A 23,190-nucleotide genomic window follows, 5' to 3' on the forward strand; every position below is an offset into this window, starting at 1 on the left:
ACCAACTATTAAGATACAAAAAAATCTTGAGAAAATCTGTTAAACTTGTAAAACACCTAAATTAAAAGGTTTCTCTATAGGGGCGTGGTTGGCGGCCTCTATACCCATAGAAATCCATGTTCTTGTTTCCAAGGGGTCAATAACGGCGTCGGTCCATAAGCGTGCCGCCGCATAGTAAGGCGATACCTGGTTGTCGTATCGGGCTTTAATTTTATTGTAAAGCGCTGTTTCTTGTTCTTCGGTTATTTTTTCGCCTTGCTTTTCTAACGAGGCCTTCTCAATCTGTAACAATACTTTGGCGGCAGAGTTTCCACTCATAACGGCCAACTCGGCACTTGGCCAAGCAAATATTAATCGTGGATCGTAAGCTTTACCACACATGGCATAGTTGCCGGCGCCGTAACTATTACCAACAACAACGGTAAACTTTGGTACAACCGAGTTGCTTACCGCATTGACCATTTTAGCACCGTCCTTTATAATACCCGAATGCTCACTCTTGCTACCTACCATAAACCCGGTAACATCCTGTAAGAATACCAATGGTATTTTTTTCTGGTTGCAATTCGCTATAAAACGAGTGGCTTTATCGGCAGAATCGTTATAAATAACACCGCCAAACTGCATTTCGGCAGGTTTGGTTTTAGCGCCTGTAGTTTTTACAATATGGCGTTGGTTGGCCACAATACCAACAGCCCAGCCATCAATCCTGGCATAGCAGGTAATAATGGTCTTGCCGTAACCGGCTTTGTATTCATCAAACGTGCTATCATCAACAAGACGTTTAATAATCTCGTACATGTCGTATTGGTCGGCGCGACTTCTTGGTAAAATACCATAAATATCTTCTGGGTTATCCTTAGGCTTGGCAGGTTTGCTACGGTTAAAGCCGGCTTTATCAAAGGCACCAATTTTATCCACAATGCGTTTAACCCTGTCTAGGGCATCTTTGTCATCCTTAGCTTTGTAATCGGTAACACCACTAATTTCAGAATGTGTTGTTGCGCCTCCTAAAGTTTCATTGTCTATACTCTCGCCAATAGCTGCTTTTACTAAATAACTACCTGCTAAAAAGATGCTTCCGGTTTTATCGACTATAAGGGCCTCATCGCTCATAATGGGTAAATAGGCGCCACCGGCAACACAACTGCCCATCACAACAGCAATTTGGGTAATGCCCATACTGCTCATTACGGCATTGTTTCTAAAAATTCGCCCAAAATGTTCCTTATCGGGAAAAATCTCATCTTGCATGGGCAAATACACCCCAGCAGAATCTACCAGATAAATAATGGGCAGCTTATTTTCTATGGCAATTTCCTGGGCTCGCAAGTTTTTCTTTCCCGTAATAGGAAACCATGCGCCCGCCTTTACGGTGGCATCGTTAGCCACAACAATGCATGGCTTGCCTTTTATGTAACCTATTTTTACAACCACGCCACCAGAAGGGCAGCCACCGTGCTCCTCGTACATCCCTTCGCCAGCAAAAGCGCCTATTTCGATACTGCTTGCTTTGCTGTCTAACAAATAATCAATACGCTCTCTAGCGGTCATTTTACCTTTTTCGTGGTGTTTTTCAATACGTTTCTTTCCACCGCCAAGCTTTACTTTTGCCAAACGTTTCTTAAGTTCAGAAACCAATAGTTTATTGTGATCTTCGTTTTTATTGAAGTTTAAATCCATGTTAATTAAAGAAGTATTTAGTTTGGGCGTTACCACGCAAAAGTGGTTGGGCTTTTCGCTACATCTCTCACCAAATAATGAGGATGTTACTACAAACCGTAAGATTCACGAACACAAAACTATAGCATGGCTTAAGTTGTGGACAATCCCTAACGCTGTTAGTTAATTTTGGCTAAAAATACAAAACTTAACCTTGCTACAAAAGTGTTGTTATATAAAAGCCTTTACAAATTAAGCCACTTTAAATACATGTTTTTAATCTATATTTACCAATGCAATATATAACGCGTTAAAACATTAAAATGAAACACATAATTGCATTTGCTGGAAGCAGCAGTAAAACATCCATTAACAAACAACTGGTAACTTATGCGGCAAACCTTATTGATAATGTTAAACCCGAGGTGCTGGATTTAAACGATTTTGTAGTGCCCCTTTTTAGTGTCGATTTAGAAAAGAGCATGGCGGGACAGCCAGAAAATGCCCATAAATTTTTAAATAAGTTAAAGCAGGCAGACGCCCTAATTGTTTCTTTGGCAGAACACAATGGCGCCTATACAGCGGCATTTAAAAACCTGTTCGATTGGATTTCACGCATCGATAGGAAGGTTTTTTATAACAAACCCATGCTACTCATGGCTACTTCGCCTGGCGCACGAGGCGGACAATCGGTACTGGCAATGGCTAAAGACCGTTTTCCTAGGCACGAAGCCAATATAGTAGGCGTTTTTTCATTGCCTAAGTTTAATGAGAATTTTTTAGAAGGACGTATTGCCGACCAAACTTTAAACAACCAATTGTTAACAGAAATAAACAATCTTAAAAAAGCACTATAACCATGACCATTCAACAAGAAGACAACCGCAAAGCAGGAAAGTTTTTTATAGCACAAGATGGTGTGCAATTGGCCGAAATGACCTACGTTTATCAAACTAACAACACCATTGTAATAGAACACACCACTGTAGATGCCAGTTTAAAAGGGCAGGGTATAGGTTATAAACTAGCCGAAGCCACTGTTGCTTTTGCAAGGGATAAAAAACTTAAAATTCAGCCCGTTTGCCCATTTGCCGTAGCTGTCTTTAAAAAGAAAGCCGACGCTTACTCAGATGTTATTGACTAGGGTATTTAGTAATAATACACATGTTTTTTTTGAGGTCTAATCGTACCGTTTTATATACACAATGGTAACTTTTATATAAACTTATATTTCCTTATTGTATTTCTTGTTTTTATGATATTCGTCATATTTTGTATATTTCATCATCATTACATTTGTGTAATAAACAGGATAAATTAGTCCTAATTAATAAATGCCACTATTATGAGAAAACCAAAACAACCAAACCAAAGCAAAATGCCCATGCTACTTGTAGCATTATTATTAATGTTTGTAATTTCTTCTTGTGTAGAAGAGAAAAAAACAGAACTTGCTGACACTTCTGAAATTCCAGTTAGTTTAGAAATGACAGCCGAACTGACAGCTCCTCCAAATGTACCAACACCCGTTGGTAGGCGTAAAGCAAAGAAGCTGATTGTAGAGATGGAAATTATTGAAAAGGAAAGCGAAATGACAGATGGCGTACGCTATGTGTATTGGACTTTCGGGGGGACAGTACCTGGAAGTTTCATTAGAACACGCGTAGGTGATGAAGTAGAGTTTCACTTGCAAAACCACCCTGACAACAAACTACCCCACAACATCGATTTGCATGCTGTTACAGGACCAGGGGGTGGAGCAGAATCGTCTTTTGTGGCACCTGGCCACGAAAAAGTATTTTCATTTAAAACTTTAAACCCAGGACTTTATGTATACCACTGTGCTACAGCACCAGTAGGAATGCACATTGCTAACGGAATGTACGGCCTTATATTAGTAGAGCCAGAAGGCGGATTACCTCCTGTAGATAAAGAATACTACATCATGCAGGGTGATTTTTATACTAAAGGAAAAAATGGTGAGCGTGGCTTGCAACCTTTCGATATGCAGAAAGCAGTTGACGAACATGCCGATTATGTAGTGTTTAATGGCGCCGTAAATGCCTTAACAGGCGACAATGCTATTACCGCCAATGTAGGAGAAACCGTTAGATTGTTTGTGGGTAACGGTGGGCCAAACTTGGTATCGTCATTCCATGTAATTGGAGAGATTTTCGACAAAGTTTATGTAGAAGGAGGCGATTTGGTTAACGAAAACGTACAAACCACTATTATTCCAGCAGGAGGTGCAGCCATTGTAGAGTTTCGTGTAGATGTTCCTGGTACCTTTATTTTGGTAGACCACTCTATTTTTAGAGCATTTAACAAAGGAGCTTTAGGCATGCTTAACGTGCAAGGTGAAGAGAATGAGAAAATTTACTCGGGCGAACAGTACGAAGGGATTTACCTTCCTGAAGGACCTGGAATTCAAGAAATGCCAACAACCAATGAAATTGTAGAGTCTGAAATTCCAGCACAAAACTTCGAAGAGCAAATGGAATTTGGTAAGCAAGTATACATGCAAACCTGTTTTGCCTGTCACCAAGGCGAAGGACAAGGGGTGCCAAACGCATTCCCGCCTTTAGCAAAATCGGATTATCTAAACGCTGACGTAGATCGTGCCATTAGTGCCGTAGTTAACGGATTAACAGGCGAAATAACGGTTAATGGCGAGAAATACAACAGCGTTATGACCAGACAAATGCTATCGTCTGAAGAAGTTGCCAACGTACTAACCTATGTTTACAACAGCTGGGGTAACTCAGGTCAAGTTGTTACCAAACAAATGGTAGACAAAGTAAAAAATAAATAAGTTATTGGTTTTTAGTTTAATATATAGTTAGTGTTATGTTTACCCATACCTTCAGAGTGATTCTTGTTATCTTAACGTTTCAAACCGTTGGGTTTTCGCAACCTGAAGGTATGGTAAACATTAAAGGAAGTCGTTACATCCCCTTATACGGAAGAGACTCTACCGTAGTAGAAGTAAAGGATTTCTTAATGGATGCTTATCCTGTTACTAATCAAGAATTTTTAGACTTTTTAAAGAAAAACCCCAAATGGCAGAAAGCAAACATACTTAAATTGTTTGCCGACGACAATTACCTTCGCCAATATACAAACGATACCGTTTTTAATGCCAGTCCCAATAGCCCGGCAACCTATGTTTCTTGGTTTGCTGCCAAAGCGTATTGCGAATGCCAAGGCAAAAGATTGCCAACCATAGACGAGTGGGAATATGTAGCCATGGCCGATGAGGTAACTGCCGATGCCAGAATAAAACCTTCTTACAACCAAAAAATACTGTCTTGGTACGAAACGCCAAGAACCGATAAAAAAGAAATAGGGAAAACCCCTAAAAATTATTGGGGCGTTTACGATATGCACGGCCTGGTATGGGAGTGGGCTCTAGATTTTAATTCGGTTTTAATCTCTGGAGAATCCAGAAAGGATGTCGATAAGGACAGCAACCTATTTTGTGGTAGTGCCGCCATTGGCGCTACCGATTTAATGAACTACGCCGCTTTTATGCGATATGCCTTTAGAGGAAGTATAAAGGCCAGATTTAGTATTAAAAACTTAGGGTTTAGATGTGCCAAGGACGTAGAAACAATTCCTTAAACCTATAAAAGAAATGAGAATTTTAACCCTACTACTTGTCGTCTTAACAGCCTTAACATCTTGTAAAGAACGTGGTCAGACCACTGCAGAAGACCTAGCAATTGCCTATGAGTGCCCTATGCACTGCGAAGGCGATAAAACTTACGATAAGGAAGGCAGCTGCCCTGTTTGTAAAATGGATTTGGTACGTGTAACACCTCCCGCTACAAAAGCAGACCCCGAAGGAACATTTTCCGATATGTCTATCTACAACCTGCCTGCAACTTGGACCACCCAAGACGGGAAAGACATCCAGCTAAAGGACCTTCAAGGCGATGTTCTGGTCATGGTTATGATATACACCAGCTGTAAAGCAGCCTGCCCAAGATTGGTGGCCGATATGCGCAATATTGAAGAGCGCCTAACGGAAGCCTCAAAAGAGCGTGTAAAAATGATTTTTGTAAGCATCGATCCAGAAGTAGATACTCCAAAACGTTTAAAAGCTTTCGCCAAAGAGAATTTTATGGATCAAGATCCTTGGCTGTTCTTGCGGTCTTCCGAAGAAAACACAAGAGAGTTTGCCGCAGTACTTGCTGTTAGTTACAAAGAGATTTCACCTATAGATTTTTCACACTCAAATATTATAAGTGTCTTTAACCACAAAGGCGAGCTTGTTTTTCAACAAGAAGGTTTAGGAGTAAATTCAGACAATACGATTAAACATATTAACCAAGCTGTTGAAGCCATGTAACAGCCCTATAATACCTTTTTAAAATTATGAAACATTTATTATATGTTGTATTCTTCGGAATACTAACACAAACCGTTCTTGCCCAAGAATTAAATGTAGGTATAGAGTTAAGGCCGCGCTATGAATTTAGAAACGGCTACAAAACCTTGTTAGACGACACCAATGATGCCGCTTCGTTTGTATCGCAACGCAGTAGGCTAAACCTAGATTTTAAATACGACAAACTAACCCTTGTTGTTCGCGCTCAAGATGTTAGGGTTTGGGGCGATGTAGCCACCAACCAAAGCAATGCACACAACGGCATGGCCTTGTTTGAAGGTTATGCAAAATACCATTTAGACAGCCTTTGGAGCTTTAAGGTAGGACGCCAAGTACTCTCTTACGACAACCAGCGTATTTTAGGCGAAGTTAATTGGGCGCAACAGGGTAGAAGCCACGATGCTTTTCTGGTCTCTTTTACTTCTAATAAAAAGCACGCCCTAGATATTGGCCTTTCGGTAAGCTCGAATGCCGAAACGCTTACGAAAAATGCTTATGCCGTTAACAACTATAAAAGCATGCAGTTTTTGTGGTATCAGTACCGTTTTGGAACCTCAAAACTAAGCGCCTTGTTTTTAAACAATGGGTTCGAGTTTGAAAATGCAGATCTAGAATTAGAAACCCAGTACACACAAACCTTTGGCGCCTATTATGCGCTTAAACACAACAACTGGTCGGGAGAACTTTCTGCCTATGGCCAAACTGGCGAACGCAACCAAACAGATATTGCTGCTTGGTACGGCGCCGCAGCCCTAAACTATTCGGTAAACAACACCTGGCAATTTGGCTTGGGAGGTGAGTACCTTTCTGGTACAGCAACAAACGATACCTCTGGTACAAACAAATCGTTTAATCCGTTGTTTGGAACCAACCACAAGTTTAATGGGTTTATGGACTATTTTTATGTAGGGAACCATGCCAATAACGTTGGCTTGATAGATGTGTATGCTAATTTTAAATTTAGTAAAAACAAATTAACTCTAAGCGTTGCGCCACACATGTTCTCTTCGGCAGAAACTGTGTATAATGGTAATGAAAAAATGGCATCTTATCTAGGCACCGAAATAGATGTTGTTGCAACCTACAAACTACACAAATTTATTAGTGCCAACTTAGGCTATTCTCAACTTTTTGGTAGCGATACTATGGAAATCCTAAAAGGGGGAAATGCTCAAAGAACCCAAAACTGGGCTTGGGCCATGATTACCGTAAAACCGGAAGTTTTTAGCTTTAAAAAAGACCTATAAATTCAGGTTATTTCCAGAATTCATCATCTAGATTGTCCACAAATTTTTCATCTGGATGATGAATTTTTTCAATATGTTCTAGCTGTTCCTCGGTGGCTATTTTCTGTATTTCTGGAAAAAGCACCCGCTCTTCAAAACGTATGTGCTGCTCCAGTTCCTCTTCAATTAAACCCAATGATTTTGCAACATTATCGGCATCGTTAAACAAGCGTTTTAACCGTCTGTGTTCTGCTAAGGCTCGTTTTACTAGGTCGTGGTTGCTATCAAGCAGTGTAAAGATGTGTGCTTCTTCAGTATCAAAATGTGGTATTAAATGGGTGTTGTAAAACCAATCGGCATAGGTTTTCATGCGTTCAATTTCAATGTTTTTTTTAAACCCGGCACGTAGCTTCCAGGATAACAACAATCCATGGTGGTGCTCTCTGCTTAAAGGTTGTAAAGCCTTGTGTCGTTTAAGTGGTTTTGTAGACATTGTTTTTTTGTTTTAAATAGGTTAGTAAAATTAGGGCAATCCCTACTGGAAGGAAGATACTAAAAATAAACAGCAATTGGTAATAATACGGTAACATACCAATCCCAAAATAAAATAAGCCGCCTTGGTAGGCTAAAAGGATTTCGGTTAAAATAATTCCTATAAGAAAACCATACACACCCAAATTAAGAAGCTTTGAAGGTTTGATGGTGTTCGAAAATACAAGGAATGCAAATAAAAACCCGCTAATAACCCCCAGCATCATTAAGTGTATAAACCCGATGATAAAATTCTTATGATTGATAAGAGTTTGGGTAAACTGCGGAAAAACTGCAACCATCTGTAATGCCAATTTTAAAACAAAACAGCTTAACGAAAATACGTAAAGGGCCTTTATGGTTTTTTGGCGTTTGGTTATAGCTGCCTTAAATGGTTGTTTTATGAGTTTTAAAAAATAAATTAAGGCGACTAACTGCAAAACGCTCCCCAAAGCATTAATGTAATACAGCGACCAATGGGGTGCAAACCATTGTATGGGTAAGGCCATTGTGCAAATTGTGGCTGCAATTAATAGCTGTACAAATCTTTTAGAGGTTCTGCTAGGTGCAATGTGCATTTGGTAAAACAATATGGCCATAGTAGCAAACACAAACCAACCGTTAAACTGAAAGTGCAAAAAGAACTGTATGGCGATTTGGTAAAATGCCGAGGCTTTCCCCATGAGTCCAACTGCTGGCCCTAAACACCAAACGCCAAGGGTGCTTAATACCATAAAGAGCAAGGCCCAATGAATCATTTTTCTAACTAGTGGGCTGTCGGTTTTTAAGTCTTTCCAAACCCGATAGGCAAATACATAGCTGCAAAAAATATGCAAAGTAGAAAAGGTAATGGACACAGCCGCATACCCTTGAAAAGGAAAACTACACAACATGCCAATAACGGCAAATTGGGTAACCCAAAACAACCGGTTGTAAAAACGTTTCTTCTCTGGAACAAAGTAATGGGTTATCAGGATAAAAAGCATTAAGTATACCCAACCTAACATGGCCACATGCGAATGCGCATGCACCAAATATCTAAAATTTATGGCTACTGGAGCAATAAATGCCAAACGCAACAGCAGCCCTAAAAGTGCAGCAATTAAAAAATTGATTAAACAAGTAACAATCAGCTTTTTGGGCATAAAAACCTTCTTTTGTGAGTGTTAAATATAATCATAAAAAAAGAACACCCTTTCTTTAAAAAACATCTCGCTTAATTCTCTAATGTTAGCATGATTCATTCATTAAAATAGAAAAGGTGTTCCAACCATAAACATAAAATAAGGGTAAATTAACCTAGTCTTTCAAAAAATGTTTTTCCATTTTTGCAGCTTTTGGGAATAAAATGTTGTTTTCTAAGTGGATGTGTAAATGCAAATCCTTCTCAAACTCATCAAGCATAGCAAATGTAACTCTGTATGTATTGCAAGCATCTGCTGGAGGATTATAGTCGTTTGTTAGTGCTGCAATTTTTCTAAAACGTTCACCTTCATTATCGTGTTCCTCCATCATCATAGCAATCGGGTTTTCAACAGTGCCAAAACCTGGTGCCTCAATAGGTTGGCCATCTATAGTAGCCTTAACCATTTTTTTAACAAACGGGAAAAGGATTAGCTCTTCTTTTTTCATGTGAGCAGCCAACTCGCCAGCCGAAGCGTTAAACAGCTCGTTTATTTCAAACAATTCTGGATGGCGATCGCCGTGCACCTTGCATAATTTGGCTAAAAATTGTGTTAGTACAGGAACTTTTTCCTCTACATAGCGGTGGTGCTTTTTTTCTATATATTCGGCAAGTAGATCTAAGGGCCAAGATTTGTAATCGATGCTTTCTCCGTTTTGCGAGCTCATGGCCGCTTGTAATTGCTCTAGCAATTGGTCGGTATCAATAGCCTTCTTCTCACATACGTCTTCAATAGTTCTATGACCTTTGCAACAAAAATCGATGCCATATTTAGAAAATACGGCGGCAGTTCTATAATCTTCTGCAACAAAGCTTCCAATTTGTCTTTTAGCGTTTTCTTGTACTATTTCCATAATCTGATGTATTATATAGGATGTTTTTATCCTGTTTTTAATTAAATTTTTTTTTGTTTTAAATCTTTAAAAATGACAGCCCAGAATTAACCTCTAGGGCTAGGGTTTTTAAATTAGTGGTTTCCAATAAGGTTCTTAGTCCGTTTTTAATGGTTACAAATTGATAGTGAACAGGGCAGGGGTGGGCTTCGCTACAGGCGTGTAACCCAAGGCCACAACGTTTGTAAATTTGGTCGCCATCTATAGCCTTAACAATATCGGCCAATAAAATAACGTCTAAATTTTGCTTTTCAATTTCAAAGCCACCGTTAATACCTCTTACCGAATTAATAATGTTATGGCGTACTAAAATTTGCAATATTTTAGCGGTAAAGGCTTCTGGAGAATCTATATGCTTGGCAATAGCCTTTAAACTAACGCGCCTACCCTCATTAGAGTTTGCTGCAATGTATATTACAGCTCTAATACCATATTCGCACGCTTTAGAAAACATATAGTGTTTATTTTATGTGACAAAGTTACGCATAAATTTTAAATTGAGATAATTTTATCTTAATTAAAACCATTTAAAAATAAGTATTGAAAATTCTCTCAGAAATGTTATAAAAATCCCGATATTTGCTATTCTTAAAAAATCAAGTAAATACAACTAACATGGCAATGAATAAAAACACCGTGTTGGCATGGGCCACATGGATTATGATATTAGTAGGTTTAAGTTTAATCGCTTTAGGGGCATTTCGTTACGACGATGTTGCTGGCTGGGGATTTGCCGCGGTTGGGGTTGGTTTTTTTGCTGTTGCCTGGGTGTTTAATGCTCTTAAAGGCCGGGTTTAAACACAAACAACACATAAATTTTTCACAAAAAATAAGATTATGAGCGACGATAAAAAAGTAATTTTTTCAATGTCTGGGGTAACCAAGACATTTCAATCTGCCAATACGCCTGTACTTAAAAATATTTATTTAAGTTTTTTTTATGGCGCTAAGATAGGGATACTGGGACTTAACGGCTCTGGAAAATCCACCTTGTTAAAAATTATTGCTGGGGTAGACAAAAACTACCAAGGCGATGTGGTGTTTTCGCCAGGATATTCTGTTGGCTACTTGGAGCAAGAACCCCAATTAGATGATGATAAAACCGTTTTAGAAATTGTAAAAGAAGGAGCCGCCGAAACAGTGGCCATTCTTGACGAGTACAATAAAATAAACGACATGTTTGGCTTAGAAGAAGTTTATAGCGACCCCGATAAAATGGAAAAGCTTATGAACAGACAAGCCGAGCTACAAGATAAAATAGATGCTTCTAACGCTTGGGAACTAGACACCAAATTAGAAATAGCCATGGATGCGCTGCGTACACCAGAAGGCGATAAGAAAATTGGCGTGCTTTCTGGAGGTGAACGCCGCCGGGTAGCCCTATGCCGATTGTTACTTCAGGAGCCAGATGTCTTGCTATTAGACGAGCCTACCAACCACCTAGATGCCGAATCGGTACATTGGCTAGAGCACCATTTAGCACAGTATAAAGGCACTGTAATTGCCGTAACGCACGACCGTTATTTCCTAGACAATGTTGCCGGTTGGATTTTAGAACTTGATCGCGGAGAAGGCATTCCATGGAAAGGAAACTACTCGTCTTGGTTAGATCAAAAATCCAAGCGTATGGCTCAAGAGCAGAAAGCAGCATCCAAACGCCAAAAAACTCTGGAACGTGAGTTAGAATGGGTAAGAATGGCACCCAAAGGACGCCAGGCCAAACAAAAAGCACGTTTAAGCAATTACGACAAATTAATGAGCCAAGACCAAAAGCAATTGGATGAAAAATTAGAAATCTACATCCCCAACGGTCCACGCTTAGGAACCAATGTTATAGAAGCTAAGGATGTAAGCAAAGCGTATGGCGATAAATTATTATATGAAGGTTTAAACTTTAAATTGCCGCAAGCGGGAATTGTAGGGGTTATAGGGCCTAATGGTGCTGGTAAAACCACTATTTTTAGAATGATTATGGGTGAAGAAACCCCCGATAAAGGCGAATTTATTGTTGGGGAAACGGCAAAAATCGCCTATGTAGACCAAAGTCATTCCAACATAGATTCCGAAAAAACTATTTGGCAAAATTTTAGCGACGAACAAGAGCTAGTTATGATGGGAGGCCGACAGGTTAATTCCAGAGCCTATCTTAGCCGTTTTAACTTCTCTGGTAGCGAGCAAAACAAAAAAGTAAGTCTGCTATCGGGTGGGGAGCGCAACCGCTTGCATTTAGCCATGACCCTTAAAGAAGAAGGCAACGTGTTACTTTTAGACGAGCCTACCAACGACCTTGATGTAAACACCCTTCGTGCTTTAGAAGAAGGCTTGGAAAACTTTGCCGGTTGTGCCGTGGTTATTTCGCACGACCGCTGGTTTTTAGATCGTATCTGTACGCATATTCTAGCTTTTGAAGGCGATAGCCAAGTGTATTTCTTTGAAGGTAGTTTTAGCGATTACGAAGAAAATAAAAAGAAACGTTTAGGGGGCGACATCATGCCAAAACGCATTAAGTACAAAAAACTTATTAGGTAACTTTCACAGTTATTTTCTTAATCCCTTAAAGCCAACGTTCTCAACAATGTTGGCTTCTTTATTGTTAATTACTTTGTAACGCCTAAGTTTTATTTTATTGCTCTAAATAGTATATTAGCGGTCTATCGCATAACATTTATGCCATATTACCCACAACGTGAAATTTTAACCATTCTGAGGGTTGCCTCGATAAATAAAATAACTTTCAAACCAAAGCCTTGCATGCTAGCATCAAGGATTTTTATTTTATGACAGAACATACTCAATATACCGAAGACAACATACGCTCGCTCGATTGGAAAGAACACATTAGAATGCGTCCCGGAATGTATATCGGGAAACTGGGCGACGGATCCTCGCAAGACGATGGGATTTACATCTTGCTAAAAGAGGTTTTAGACAACTCCATAGACGAATTTGTTATGGGGGCAGGAAAAACCATAGAAATTTCCATTCAAGGTAATAAAGTTATAGTTCGCGATTATGGCCGTGGTATTCCCTTAGGGAAAGTGGTAGACGTTGTGTCTAAAATGAACACCGGAGGAAAGTACGATTCCCGAGCCTTTAAAAAATCGGTAGGACTAAACGGTGTTGGTACCAAAGCCGTAAATGCCTTATCGACGCATTTTAGGGTAGAGTCTACTCGCGATGGAAAATCGGCCTCGGCCGATTTTGAACAAGGCGAACTTAAAGCCCAGGATTTTTTAGATGAAACCTCTAGACGAAAAGGTACCAAGGTATCCTTCGTCCCAGACGAATCCATCTTTAAAAACTACAAATACCGCCACGAATACGTGGTTAAAATGCTTAAAAACTACGTATACCTTAACCCAGGGCTTACCATAGTTTTTAATGGCGAAAAATATTATAGCGAAAACGGGTTAAAAGACCTGTTGGAAGAAACCATTAACGATTCCGATAAAATTTACCCCATTGTTCATTTGCGTGGCAATGATATCGAAATCGCTCTAACACACCATAAAACTCAATATAGCGAAGAGTATCATTCGTTTGTTAACGGGCAGAACACCACCCAAGGCGGAACGCATTTAGCAGCCTTTCGGGAGGCTGTGGTAAAGACCATTCGCGAGTTTTACGGCAAGAATTACGATGCCTCCGATGTTAGAAAATCGATAGTTTCGGCCATATCCATCAAGGTGATGGAGCCTGTTTTCGAGAGCCAGACCAAAACCAAACTGGGCTCTACCGATATGGGAGGCGGCCTACCTACCGTGCGTACCTATGTTAACGATTTTGTAAAAACACAATTGGATAACTTCCTGCACAAAAACCCACAAACGGCAGAGGCCCTTCAACGTAAAATCTTACAAGCAGAACGAGAACGCAAGGAGCTTTCGGGTATAAGAAAACTAGCTAAAGAGCGTGCCAAAAAGGCAAGCCTTCACAATAAAAAACTAAGGGACTGCCGGGTGCATTTAGGCGACTTAAAACACAACAGACGCTTAGAAACCACCTTGTTTATTACCGAGGGCGACTCGGCCTCGGGGAGTATTACAAAATCGCGCGACGTAAACACTCAAGCCGTTTTTAGTTTAAGAGGAAAACCCCTGAATTCATACGGGATGAGCAAAAAAATTGTTTATGAAAACGAAGAGTTTAACCTGCTCCAAGCCGCATTGAATATTGAAGAGTCGATGGCCGATTTACGTTACAACAACATTGTAATTGCCACCGATGCCGATGTTGATGGGATGCACATTAGGTTACTGCTCATTACATTTTTTCTTCAGTTTTTCCCAGAGCTTATAAAAGAAGGGCATTTGTACATCTTGCAAACCCCTTTGTTTAGGGTGAGAAACAAAAAGAAAACCATTTATTGCTACTCGGAAGAAGAGCGCAAAAACGCCATAGAAGAACTTAAACCCAAACCCGAAATTACACGATTTAAAGGACTTGGTGAGATTTCTCCAGACGAGTTTCAATATTTTATAGGTGAAGATATTCGTTTAGACCCCGTTATGTTGGATAAGGACAAATCTATAGAAGACCTATTGAGCTTCTATATGGGAAAAAACACACAAGACCGACAGGAATTTATTATAAACAATCTTAAAGTAGAGCTGGATATTGTTGAGAAATAAAATATGAGAACCAATAACAAACATGTTAAAAATGTTATTATCTCGGTATATTTTATACTGATTGTCTTTGCCATACTTCTAGCAACCGTATTCAAGGCATTTAGCACACTTACCGAAAGTTCGTTTTTAACGTTTTCCCTTATTGTCCTAGGGTTTGCTGTGTTGTTTTTTTTAGTGCATTTTATTTCAAAATATTTCGAGTACGACAGCGATGGTCTTAAAGTAAAAATCACCAATAAAGGCCTGCTGCTTTCAGATTATTTTAATTACCGCGAGAAAACCATAGAATTTGAAAAAGCGCACCTAGTAGCGTTTAAATACAAAGATTACATATTCTATAAAACACTGGTAGTCGTAATTAAACCCTCAAAAGGAGCGCCTAAAAAAAGCGTCTTTAACGTTACGTTGGTATCTAGGAAAAAACGAAAATATATCAAGCAATCATTAAGTAAAATGATTAAGCACAACCAAAAAACATAAAAAGAGTCTATGAGTGAAGAGTTAGACGATTTAAACGACCAAAACGAAGACCAAGGCACCATTACCAAAGTTACAGGCATGTACAAGGATTGGTTTTTGGATTATGCCTCTTACGTGATTCTTGAACGTGCCGTGCCAGCTATTGAAGACGGGTTTAAACCTGTACAGCGCCGTATTATGCACGCCATGCAAGAACTGGACGACGGGCGCTACAACAAAGTGGCCAACATAGTAGGGCATACCATGCAGTACCACCCACACGGCGATGCCAGTATTGCAGACGCCATGGTACAAATAGGGCAGAAGGACCTGTTAATAGACACCCAAGGAAATTGGGGAAACATTCTAACAGGCGATAGTGCTGCAGCCTCCCGTTACATCGAAGCACGGTTGTCTAAATTTGCTTTAGACGTTGTTTACAACCCAAAAATAACCGAATGGCAAGCCTCTTACGATGGCAGACGAAACGAGCCCATTAACCTGCCGGTTATGTTCCCCTTGCTTTTAGCACAGGGCGCCGAAGGTATTGCTGTTGGACTTTCTACACGTATATTGCCCCATAATTTTATAGAACTTATCGAAGCCTCGATAAAACACCTGCAAGGCAAACGTTTTAAGTTACTACCGGATTTTCCTACCGGTGGCGAAGCCGATTTCACAAACTACAACGATGGTAACCGCGGTGGTAAGGTGCGGATTAGAGCCAAAATTTCGCAGTTCGACAAGCATACCCTCAAAATTTCTGAAATCCCTTTTGGAACCACAACCACTTCGTTAATCGATTCTGTAATAAAGGCCAACGATAAGGGGAAAATTAAGATTAAGAAAATTGAAGACAATACCGCTGCCGAAGTTGAAATCCTAATACATTTACACGCTGGTATTTCACCAGACAAAACCATCGATGCCCTTTACGCCTTTACCAATTGCGAAAACTCCATTTCGCCATTGTGCTGCGTAATTGAAGACAATAAACCTGTATTTATAGGCGTTTCGGAGATTTTAAGACGCTCGACAGACAATACCGTGCAACTCCTAAAAAGCGAGTTGGAAATTAAACTTCGAGAACTTGAAGAACAATGGCACTTTGCTTCTTTAGAACGTATTTTTATTGAAAACCGTATTTACCGCGATATTGAAGAAGAAGAAACCTGGGAAGGTGTTATCTCGGCAATCGATAAAGGTTTAAAACCACATATTGGCCATTTAAAACGCGAGGTAACCGTAGAGGACATTACCCGTTTGACTGAAATACGCATCAAGCGAATTTCAAAATTCGATATCGACAAAGCACAACAAAAAATAGACGCTCTAGAAGATCAAATTGCACAAATAAAGCACCATTTAAACAATTTAATAGATTATGCCATTGCCTATTTTAAACGTTTAATGAAGGATTATGGCAAAGGCAAGGAGCGCAAAACCGAAATTAAACTCTTTGAAGACATTGTAGCAACAAAAGTGGTTATACGAAACACTAAGCTCTATGTAAACAGAAAGGAGGGCTTTATAGGTACTTCGTTACGCAAAGACGAATATGTGTGCGATTGTGCCGATATTGATGATATTATTGTTTTTACTGCCGAAGGAAAGATGATGGTGACCAAGGTAGACACCAAAACCTTTATAGGTAAAGACATTATACACGTGGCTGTCTTTAAAAAGAAAGACAAGCGCACCATTTACAACATGATTTACCAAGACGGTAAAGGCGGCACCACCTATGTTAAGCGTTTTGCCGTAACCTCTATAACAAGAGACCGCGAATACGATCTTGCCAACGACAAAAAGGGCTCAAAGGTGCATTATTTCTCGGCCAACCCCAATGGCGAAGCCGAAGTGGTTACCGTACTGTTAAGACAAGTAGGAAGTGTGAAAAAACTAAAATGGGACCTCGATTTTGCCGATGTAATTATAAAAGGACGTAACTCTAGAGGAAACATTGTAAGCAAGTACGCCATAAAACGCATTGAACTTAAAGAAAAAGGCGTTTCTACATTAAAGCCTAGAAAAATATGGTTTGACGATACCGTACAACGCTTAAATGTTGACGGTCGGGGCGAACTGGTTGGAGAATTTAGGGGTGAAGACCGCATTTTAATCATAACCCAATCTGGAATCATAAAAACCATAGTCCCCGAAATTACAACACATTTTGATGACGATATGATTGTTATGGAAAAGTGGCGCCCTAAAAAACCCATTTCCGTAGTGTATTACAATGGCGAACGTGAATTGTATTACGTAAAACGTTTTCTGGTAGAAAATGAAGGTAAGGAAGAAACCTTTTTGCCGGAACACCCAGAAACCCAACTGGAAGTAGTTTCAACCGATTGGAGGCCTGTAGCCGAAATAGAATTTACCAAAGAACGCGGTAAGGACCGTAAACAAAACCTTGAAGTTAACCTTGAAGAATTCATTTCAATAAAAGGTATTAATGCTATTGGAAATCAGCTAACTAGAGATAAGGTGAATCAGATTAATCTATTAGATCCTTTACCTTACGAAGCGCCAGAAGAAACCCCAGCAGATGACATTGATGTGGTAGATGAAGAGGAAGTTGCTACTCCTAAAAAACCCCTAAACAACGCCTCAGAGAAAGCGTCGCAAGACGATGATGAAGCAGAAAATGACGAAGAGGGACAAACCCGTTTATTCTAAAAACAACACAAACCCCCTGAATTAATTTCAGGGGGTTTTATATTAAAGTTATAGCATTTACTTAGTGTTTTGTTTGCTGTTGCTTTTTCTGAACTCTGAAGTTTAAGAACTCTACAAATAGCGAGAATGCAATGGCAAAATATAAATAGCCTTTTGGAATGGCTCCTACGGTTTGATCGAAAATAGAGGTATTGGACAGGTGTGCGGCCTCGGTTATAAGCATAAACCCAATTAAAATTAAAAAGGCCAAACCAAGAACCTGCATACTTGGGTGCACATCTATAAACTTTCTAATGGGGTTAGCAAAGGCAATCATGATAACTATAGAGATCACCACAGCAATAATCATCAACACCAATGCGTAGTTGTGGTTAGGATGCAAACCGTTTGTCATGCCAACGGCCGTAAGAATAGAATCGACCGAAAAAATAAAATCGATAATCAGTATTTGGGTAATGGCCTGCGATAGCGAGCTTATTTTTCTACTTTTAATGTTGTCTTCATCGTGGTTTGGCGTTTCTACTTTTTCCCTAATTTCAGAAGTACTTTTGTAAATTAAAAACAAACCACCCGCAAACAGGATAATAGCCTGCCAACTAACAGCTATGTGCAACCAATCCAGGTTTACAGTATAAAAAGGGGTTTTTAAACTGGTTAAAAACGATACAAAAAATAACAAAACAACCCGTTGTATCATGGCCAATACCAAACCTATGTTGGTTGCCTTGCCGCGTTGGTGTTCAGGGAGCTTGTTGGCTGCAATAGAGATAAAAACAATATTATCTATCCCGAGAATAATCTCTAAAAACGTTAAGGTTAGTAATGCCATAATAGCATCACCGGTAAGCAAAAAATCTAGCATCTTATTTTACTTTTTTAGCGACACCCCGTTCGGTCCTATTGCTTCTGTTTAAATCGTTAACAGCGTACTTGTACTCAAAGGTATAGGAATCTGCTGTGGTGCTTAATATTTTCATGTGAATAGGCTTCTTTTCCAAATTGGTTGTAGGGCGTAACTTTTTTAGGATAAACTCACAGTCGTTAATCCATCGTACCGATGAGGAATCGGCAACACCGCCAATGTAGTCTATGCTAAAATCTTGTGTTCTAACAAATTTAGCTGTTTTTTCCTCGCCATTTTCCATGTAAGTAAATTCGAATGTGCCTGTTTTATAATCAGCACAGTGGCGCGCTTCATTATAGCAGCTGGTTAATAGCAAACTACTTAACACTAAAAAACCAAAAATAAATCTTGTTGTTCTCATGTTTCAAAAATACTAAAAGCCTTTATAAAACCTAACTAAAACCCGTTGATTAATTCTTTATAAATCTATCATAAAGTCCTATAAACTTCATTTTAAAAATAGTATTTTGGCACGATTATTTATATCATTTAAAGAAAATCTTAACCTGTTGTTTTATGCATTTAAAAGTCTGCTTTATAATTTCAATACTCTCATGTTTTTTAAGTTTTTCCCAACAAAGCAACCCCTTAGCCGCAACCAATCAACCAGCACAAGAAAAATGGGTCGATAGTGTTTATACCCACATGACCTTAAATGAAAAAATTGGGCAACTGTTTATGGTTCAGGTATTTTCAGATAAAGGAATACGTCACGAAAACCTTATTATACAACAAGTTGCAAACAACCATATTGGGGGTGTTATTTTTTCTACTGGCGACCCCATACGCCAGGCTCAGCTAAACAACAGGCTTCAAGCTGCCGCTAAAGTCCCGTTATTGGTTGGCATGGATGCCGAGTGGGGGCTAAGCATGCGATTGGATGATACTTATGCCTTTCCATGGAACATGACTTTGGGCGCCGTAAACGACAATGCCCTTATAGAACAAACGGGCAAACACATTGGCGAGCACTGCAAACGCCTAGGGGTTCATTTTAATTTTGCCCCTGTGGTAGACATTAATACCAATCCTAAAAATCCCATAATAGGCAACCGCTCTTTTGGAGAAAACAGAGATAATGTTACCGAAAAAGCCCTTGCGTTTATGAAAGGCATGCAAGAGGCCGGCGTTCTTGCCAATGCCAAGCATTTTCCTGGACATGGCGATACCGATAGCGACTCGCACAAAACCCTGCCAACCATTGGTTTTTCTGAAAAACGCATCGACTCTATAGAGCTTTACCCGTATAGAACATTAATTAAAGAAGGCTTGTCTAGCGTTATGGTCGCCCACTTAAATGTGCCTGCTTTAGAAGCTCGTGAAAATTACCCATCGTCTATCTCTAGACCTATTGTTACCGATCTCTTAAAAAATCGTCTCGGGTTTAAAGGCCTTATTTTTACAGATGCCTTAAACATGAAAGGCGCCTCTAACCACAGCGAGCCGGGAGACATTGATTTGGCAGCTTTTTTAGCAGGAAATGATGTGTTGTTAATTTCTGAAGATGTGCCCAAAGCCGTTACCAAAATAACCGAAGCCTATAACAATGGGGAAATTTCTGAAGAACGCTTGGCGCATTCAGTAAAAAAAATCCTTCAAGCAAAATATAAAGTAGGCTTAAACCAGTATAGCCCGGTTTCTACAGAGCACCTTATTTCAGATTTAAACCGATTGGAAGACCATATATTATCTGAAAAGCTTTTTGAAAGTGCCATTACTGTTGTAAAAAACAAAAACGATCTTCTACCTATTAGGGATTTGGAAAAAAAGAAAATTGCTTATGTGAGTTTTGGTGACGATGATGGATCGACCTTCTTTAAGGCCCTTCAAAAATACACCAAGGTTCATAAAATATCGGCCGATAATCTAGACGACTTACTTCAAAAACTCTCTGGCTACAACACTGTTATTGCAGGATTTCACCGTTCTAATGCCAATCCGTGGAAAAGCAGTAATTTTTCTAACAAAGAACTGGTGTGGCTGTACGAACTGGCCAGGACCAAAGACCTAATTTTAGATGTTTTTGTAAAGCCCTATGCGTTATTAGACCTGACTACAATAGAAAATTTTGAAAGCATCGTGGTGAGCTATCAAAACAGTGAGATTGCCCAACAAAAATCAGCACAAGTAATATTTGGGGCTTTACCAGCAAAAGGAACCTTGCCGGTCTCTGTTGGTAATGGTTTAAATGCAGGGCATGGCATAACCTACAACAGCCTGCTAAACTTAACCTATGGCAGTCCCGAACGTGTGGGAATGAGCTCGAAAAAGCTTGAAAAATTAGACTCTGTTGCCAATTATGCCGTGCAAGAACAAATGACTCCCGGTATTCAACTGTTGGTAGCCAGAAAAGGTAAGGTTGTTTACAACAAAACCTTTGGAAGGCACACTTACGACAAGGCATCGCCAAAAGTTGGTTTCGACGATGTTTACGATGTGGCTTCCTTAACAAAAATTTTAACCACGCTGCCTTTGCTTATGGAAATGGAAGAGCAGGGTATTGTGTCGTTAAACACCAAACTTGCCGAAATCCTGCCCGCTTATCAAAATTCGAACAAAGAAAATGTGACCATTAAGGAAATGTTATCGCACTACGCCCGACTAAAGCCATGGATTCCTTTTTATTATGCGACTTTAGATTCTGTTTCAAACAAGCCTAGTAACGAGTATTACCGAAAGGAATCTTCAGGGAAATTTAGCGTAAAAGTAGCTAAAGCACTTTATATGAGAAAGGACTATATGGATTCCATTCAAAGCATTATAAAAGAAAGTGATTTGCTGGATCGCCTGCGTTACAGGTACAGCGATTTGCCTTATTATATACTAAAACAGTATATTGAAAAACATTACAACCAATCCCTAAGCCAATTGGCCGATAACCATTTTTACAAACCTTTAGGAGCAAACTATACCACTTACAACCCCAACACCAAATTTAGTAGCGAGAAAATCGTTCCAACAGAAATTGACGACTACTACCGCTACCAAGAAGTTCATGGGTACGTACACGACATGGGTGCTGCCATGCAAGGCGGTGTAGGTGGGCATGCTGGGATTTTTAGCAATGCAAACGATGTGGCCAAAATCATGCAAATGTTCTTGCAAAAAGGGTATTACGGCGGAAAACGCTATTTAAAACCAGAAACCATAGATAAATTTAACACCTGTTATTTTTGTAGCGACGACAACAGACGGGGGGTTGGGTTCGACAAGCCTCAGCTGGGTGATGTGGGGCCAACCTGCGGCTGTATTTCCATGACCAGTTTTGGCCATTCTGGCTTTACCGGAACTTACGCTTGGGCCGATCCTGAGGAAGAAATTATTTATGTGTTTTTAGCCAATAGAACCTACCCAAAGGCAGGACAAAACAGGCTGCTAAGGGAAAACATTAGAACAGAAATACAACGTTTAATATATGAAGCGATTACCGACTAACTAAAACCAATAACCCATGAAAATAGGCATTGTATGTTACCCAACCTTTGGCGGTAGTGGTGTTGTCGCTACAGAATTAGGGATAGAACTCTCTAAACGCGGCCACGAAGTGCACTTTATTACCTATAAGCAACCTGTAAGATTGGAACTTTTAGGAAACAATGTGCATTTTCACGAAGTTAATGTGCCCAAGTACCCCTTGTTTCATTACCAACCATACGAATTGGCGCTTTCAAGCAAATTGGTCGATATGGTGAAACTTCACAAAATAGAAGTCCTTCACGTTCATTATGCCATTCCGCATGCCTATGCCGCCTATATGGCAAAAAAAATGCTACTGGAAGAGGGCATTAACCTGCCCATTGTAACCACACTACACGGCACCGATATTACACTTGTTGGCAGCCACCCGTTCTACAAAACAGCCGTAACATTCAGCATTAACAAATCCGATGCGGTTACAGCCGTTTCAGAAAGTCTAAAAAAGGACACCTTAAGGCTTTTCGATATTAAGAAAGACATTCATGTGGTTACTAATTTTATCGATACAGGAAAACAAAAGGAAGTCTTTTCAGATTGCCAAAGAGGCATGTTGGCTCAAGACCACGAGTTTATCATTACACACATTAGCAACCTTAGAAAGGTAAAACGCATTCAGGATGTTATTAAAATATTCTACAACATTCAAACCCAGCTTCCTGCCAAATTAATGCTGGTAGGCGAGGGGCCAGAAAAAGAAAAAGCAGAAGCGCTTTGTGAACAGCTGGGCATTACCGAAAATGTCGTGTTTCTAGGCAATAGTTTTGAAATTGATAGGATTTTATGCTTCTCCGACCTCTTTTTACTGCCTTCTGAAACCGAAAGCTTTGGCTTAGCCGCTTTAGAAGCCATGGCTGCTGGTGTGCCGGTTATTTCCAGTAATTCTGGAGGTATTCCAGAAGTTAATGCACATGGTTATTCAGGGTTTTTAAGTCCTGTTGGCGATGTGGATGCCATGACCCAAAATGCCCTGTCTATTTTAAAGGATAAAAGCACTTTAACCACTTTTAAAAAACAGGCTAAGGTACAAGCCTCTAAATTCGACATACACGAAATCGTCCCTCAATACGAAGCCATTTACAACGAAACCTTATCTAAACATACCGTTTAAAAAAAACGCCCCAAAATTTACTTTGGGGCGTTTTTTATATGGGT

20 protein-coding genes are annotated in these 23,190 nt (G+C 39.7%); 13 read left to right on the forward strand and 7 right to left on the reverse strand.

Annotated elements, in window-relative coordinates; genetic code table 11:
- Positions 1-39 precede the first annotated feature (39 nt).
- Entirely contained in the window at positions 40-1,683 is a 1,644-nt protein-coding gene (locus IA57_RS11350) for an acyl-CoA carboxylase subunit beta (protein ID WP_036123737.1), read from the reverse strand.
- 302 nt (positions 1,684-1,985) lie between these two features.
- Between IA57_RS11350 and IA57_RS11355 the strand changes: the two genes are divergently transcribed.
- From IA57_RS11355 to IA57_RS11380, 6 genes are all read left to right on the forward strand, one after another.
- A complete protein-coding gene (locus IA57_RS11355) occupies positions 1,986-2,519 on the forward strand; it encodes an NADPH-dependent FMN reductase (RefSeq protein ID WP_036123740.1) in 534 nt (177 codons plus the stop codon).
- A 2-nt stretch (positions 2,520-2,521) separates the two neighbouring features.
- On the forward strand, positions 2,522-2,806 hold the full coding sequence (locus IA57_RS11360) for a GNAT family N-acetyltransferase (RefSeq protein WP_036123743.1): 285 nt from the start codon (positions 2,522-2,524) through the stop codon (positions 2,804-2,806).
- Between the two features lie 201 nt (positions 2,807-3,007).
- Entirely contained in the window at positions 3,008-4,474 is a 1,467-nt protein-coding gene (gene nirK, locus IA57_RS11365; protein ID WP_036123744.1) for a copper-containing nitrite reductase, read from the forward strand.
- Between the two features lie 35 nt (positions 4,475-4,509).
- On the forward strand, positions 4,510-5,283 hold the full coding sequence (locus IA57_RS11370) for a formylglycine-generating enzyme family protein (RefSeq protein ID WP_036123746.1): 774 nt from the start codon (positions 4,510-4,512) through the stop codon (positions 5,281-5,283).
- Positions 5,284-5,296: 13 nt separating this feature from the next.
- On the forward strand, positions 5,297-6,013 hold the full coding sequence (locus IA57_RS11375; RefSeq protein WP_036123751.1) for an SCO family protein: 717 nt from the start codon (positions 5,297-5,299) through the stop codon (positions 6,011-6,013).
- A gap of 26 nt (positions 6,014-6,039) precedes the next feature.
- The gene (locus IA57_RS11380) at positions 6,040-7,299 is read left to right on the forward strand and encodes an alginate export family protein (RefSeq protein ID WP_036123755.1); all 1,260 of its coding nucleotides are present in this window, start codon (positions 6,040-6,042) and stop codon (positions 7,297-7,299) included.
- Between the two features lie 7 nt (positions 7,300-7,306).
- On the opposite strand, the gene IA57_RS11385 is transcribed toward IA57_RS11380, so the two are convergent.
- The 4 genes from IA57_RS11385 to IA57_RS11400 all read right to left on the reverse strand — a co-directional run bounded on the left by IA57_RS11385 (position 7,307) and on the right by IA57_RS11400 (position 10,339).
- Positions 7,307-7,771: a hemerythrin domain-containing protein gene (locus IA57_RS11385; protein WP_036123759.1), complete on the reverse strand. Its 465-nt coding sequence runs from the start codon at positions 7,769-7,771 to the stop codon at positions 7,307-7,309.
- Positions 7,752-8,954 (reverse strand): hypothetical protein, encoded by a 1,203-nt coding sequence (locus tag IA57_RS11390; RefSeq protein ID WP_036123762.1) that lies wholly within the window; start codon positions 8,952-8,954, stop codon positions 7,752-7,754. Before IA57_RS11390 ends, IA57_RS11385 begins: the two co-directional genes overlap by 20 nt.
- 154 nt (positions 8,955-9,108) lie before the next feature.
- Positions 9,109-9,846 (reverse strand): iron-sulfur cluster repair di-iron protein, encoded by a 738-nt coding sequence (gene ric / locus IA57_RS11395; protein ID WP_036123764.1) that lies wholly within the window; start codon positions 9,844-9,846, stop codon positions 9,109-9,111.
- Between the two features lie 58 nt (positions 9,847-9,904).
- Positions 9,905-10,339, reverse strand: a complete 435-nt coding sequence (locus IA57_RS11400; protein WP_036123767.1) for an RrF2 family transcriptional regulator — start codon at positions 10,337-10,339, stop codon at positions 9,905-9,907.
- Between the two features lie 161 nt (positions 10,340-10,500).
- Here IA57_RS11400 and IA57_RS11405 point away from each other — a divergent pair, with 161 nt between their 5' ends.
- From IA57_RS11405 to IA57_RS11425, 5 genes are all read left to right on the forward strand, one after another.
- On the forward strand, positions 10,501-10,683 hold the full coding sequence (locus tag IA57_RS11405) for a CAL67264 family membrane protein (RefSeq protein ID WP_036123769.1): 183 nt from the start codon (positions 10,501-10,503) through the stop codon (positions 10,681-10,683).
- Positions 10,684-10,722: 39 nt separating this feature from the next.
- A complete protein-coding gene (gene ettA / locus IA57_RS11410; protein ID WP_036123771.1) occupies positions 10,723-12,414 on the forward strand; it encodes an energy-dependent translational throttle protein EttA in 1,692 nt (563 codons plus the stop codon).
- Positions 12,415-12,662: 248 nt separating this feature from the next.
- Positions 12,663-14,516 carry a DNA topoisomerase IV subunit B gene (locus IA57_RS11415; RefSeq protein ID WP_036123773.1) on the forward strand — a complete coding sequence of 618 codons (1,854 nt, stop codon included), beginning with the start codon at positions 12,663-12,665 and terminating at the stop codon, positions 14,514-14,516.
- 3 nt (positions 14,517-14,519) lie between these two features.
- The gene (locus IA57_RS11420; RefSeq protein ID WP_036123776.1) at positions 14,520-14,996 is read left to right on the forward strand and encodes a hypothetical protein; all 477 of its coding nucleotides are present in this window, start codon (positions 14,520-14,522) and stop codon (positions 14,994-14,996) included.
- A gap of 9 nt (positions 14,997-15,005) precedes the next feature.
- Positions 15,006-17,657, forward strand: coding sequence for a DNA gyrase/topoisomerase IV subunit A (locus tag IA57_RS11425; RefSeq protein ID WP_036123780.1), 2,652 nt, complete (start codon positions 15,006-15,008; stop codon positions 17,655-17,657).
- A gap of 61 nt (positions 17,658-17,718) precedes the next feature.
- Here the strand turns inward: IA57_RS11425 and IA57_RS11430 are convergent, their stop codons facing one another.
- Both IA57_RS11430 and IA57_RS11435 read right to left on the reverse strand, forming a co-directional pair.
- Positions 17,719-18,519, reverse strand: a complete 801-nt coding sequence (locus IA57_RS11430) for a TerC family protein (protein WP_036123783.1) — start codon at positions 18,517-18,519, stop codon at positions 17,719-17,721.
- A 1-nt stretch (position 18,520) separates the two neighbouring features.
- Positions 18,521-18,922 carry a hypothetical protein gene (locus IA57_RS11435; protein WP_036123787.1) on the reverse strand — a complete coding sequence of 134 codons (402 nt, stop codon included), beginning with the start codon at positions 18,920-18,922 and terminating at the stop codon, positions 18,521-18,523.
- Positions 18,923-19,077: 155 nt separating this feature from the next.
- On the opposite strand from IA57_RS11435, the gene IA57_RS11440 reads away from it, so the two are divergent.
- Both IA57_RS11440 and bshA read left to right on the forward strand, forming a co-directional pair.
- Positions 19,078-21,996 carry a glycoside hydrolase family 3 N-terminal domain-containing protein gene (locus IA57_RS11440; RefSeq protein WP_036123790.1) on the forward strand — a complete coding sequence of 973 codons (2,919 nt, stop codon included), beginning with the start codon at positions 19,078-19,080 and terminating at the stop codon, positions 21,994-21,996.
- 16 nt (positions 21,997-22,012) lie between these two features.
- On the forward strand, positions 22,013-23,146 hold the full coding sequence (bshA, locus tag IA57_RS11445; protein WP_036123792.1) for an N-acetyl-alpha-D-glucosaminyl L-malate synthase BshA: 1,134 nt from the start codon (positions 22,013-22,015) through the stop codon (positions 23,144-23,146).
- The last annotated feature ends 44 nt before the right edge of the window (positions 23,147-23,190 follow it).

Source organism: Mangrovimonas yunxiaonensis (assembly GCF_000733475.1).
In the GTDB taxonomy this organism is placed as follows: domain Bacteria; phylum Bacteroidota; class Bacteroidia; order Flavobacteriales; family Flavobacteriaceae; genus Mangrovimonas; species Mangrovimonas yunxiaonensis.

Bases quoted from the DNA above. Each gene is read 5' to 3' on its own strand.
- IA57_RS11390 (WP_036123762.1), bottom strand. From the start codon at position 8,954: ATGCCCAAAAAGCTGATTGTTACTTGTTTAATCAATTTTTTAATTGCT.
- nirK (WP_036123744.1), top strand. From the start codon at position 3,008: ATGAGAAAACCAAAACAACCAAACCAAAGCAAAATGCCCATGCTACTT.
- bshA (WP_036123792.1), top strand. From the start codon at position 22,013: ATGAAAATAGGCATTGTATGTTACCCAACCTTTGGCGGTAGTGGTGTT.
- IA57_RS11400 (WP_036123767.1), bottom strand. From the start codon at position 10,339: ATGTTTTCTAAAGCGTGCGAATATGGTATTAGAGCTGTAATATACATT.
- IA57_RS11360 (WP_036123743.1), top strand. From the start codon at position 2,522: ATGACCATTCAACAAGAAGACAACCGCAAAGCAGGAAAGTTTTTTATA.
- IA57_RS11380 (WP_036123755.1), top strand. From the start codon at position 6,040: ATGAAACATTTATTATATGTTGTATTCTTCGGAATACTAACACAAACC.
- IA57_RS11425 (WP_036123780.1), top strand. From the start codon at position 15,006: ATGAGTGAAGAGTTAGACGATTTAAACGACCAAAACGAAGACCAAGGC.
- ettA (WP_036123771.1), top strand. From the start codon at position 10,723: ATGAGCGACGATAAAAAAGTAATTTTTTCAATGTCTGGGGTAACCAAG.
- IA57_RS11430 (WP_036123783.1), bottom strand. From the start codon at position 18,519: ATGCTAGATTTTTTGCTTACCGGTGATGCTATTATGGCATTACTAACC.
- IA57_RS11415 (WP_036123773.1), top strand. From the start codon at position 12,663: ATGACAGAACATACTCAATATACCGAAGACAACATACGCTCGCTCGAT.
- IA57_RS11375 (WP_036123751.1), top strand. From the start codon at position 5,297: ATGAGAATTTTAACCCTACTACTTGTCGTCTTAACAGCCTTAACATCT.
- IA57_RS11350 (WP_036123737.1), bottom strand. From the start codon at position 1,683: ATGGATTTAAACTTCAATAAAAACGAAGATCACAATAAACTATTGGTT.
- IA57_RS11405 (WP_036123769.1), top strand. From the start codon at position 10,501: ATGGCAATGAATAAAAACACCGTGTTGGCATGGGCCACATGGATTATG.
- IA57_RS11370 (WP_036123746.1), top strand. From the start codon at position 4,510: ATGTTTACCCATACCTTCAGAGTGATTCTTGTTATCTTAACGTTTCAA.
- IA57_RS11355 (WP_036123740.1), top strand. From the start codon at position 1,986: ATGAAACACATAATTGCATTTGCTGGAAGCAGCAGTAAAACATCCATT.
- IA57_RS11385 (WP_036123759.1), bottom strand. From the start codon at position 7,771: ATGTCTACAAAACCACTTAAACGACACAAGGCTTTACAACCTTTAAGC.
- IA57_RS11435 (WP_036123787.1), bottom strand. From the start codon at position 18,922: ATGAGAACAACAAGATTTATTTTTGGTTTTTTAGTGTTAAGTAGTTTG.
- IA57_RS11420 (WP_036123776.1), top strand. From the start codon at position 14,520: ATGAGAACCAATAACAAACATGTTAAAAATGTTATTATCTCGGTATAT.
- IA57_RS11440 (WP_036123790.1), top strand. From the start codon at position 19,078: ATGCATTTAAAAGTCTGCTTTATAATTTCAATACTCTCATGTTTTTTA.
- ric (WP_036123764.1), bottom strand. From the start codon at position 9,846: ATGGAAATAGTACAAGAAAACGCTAAAAGACAAATTGGAAGCTTTGTT.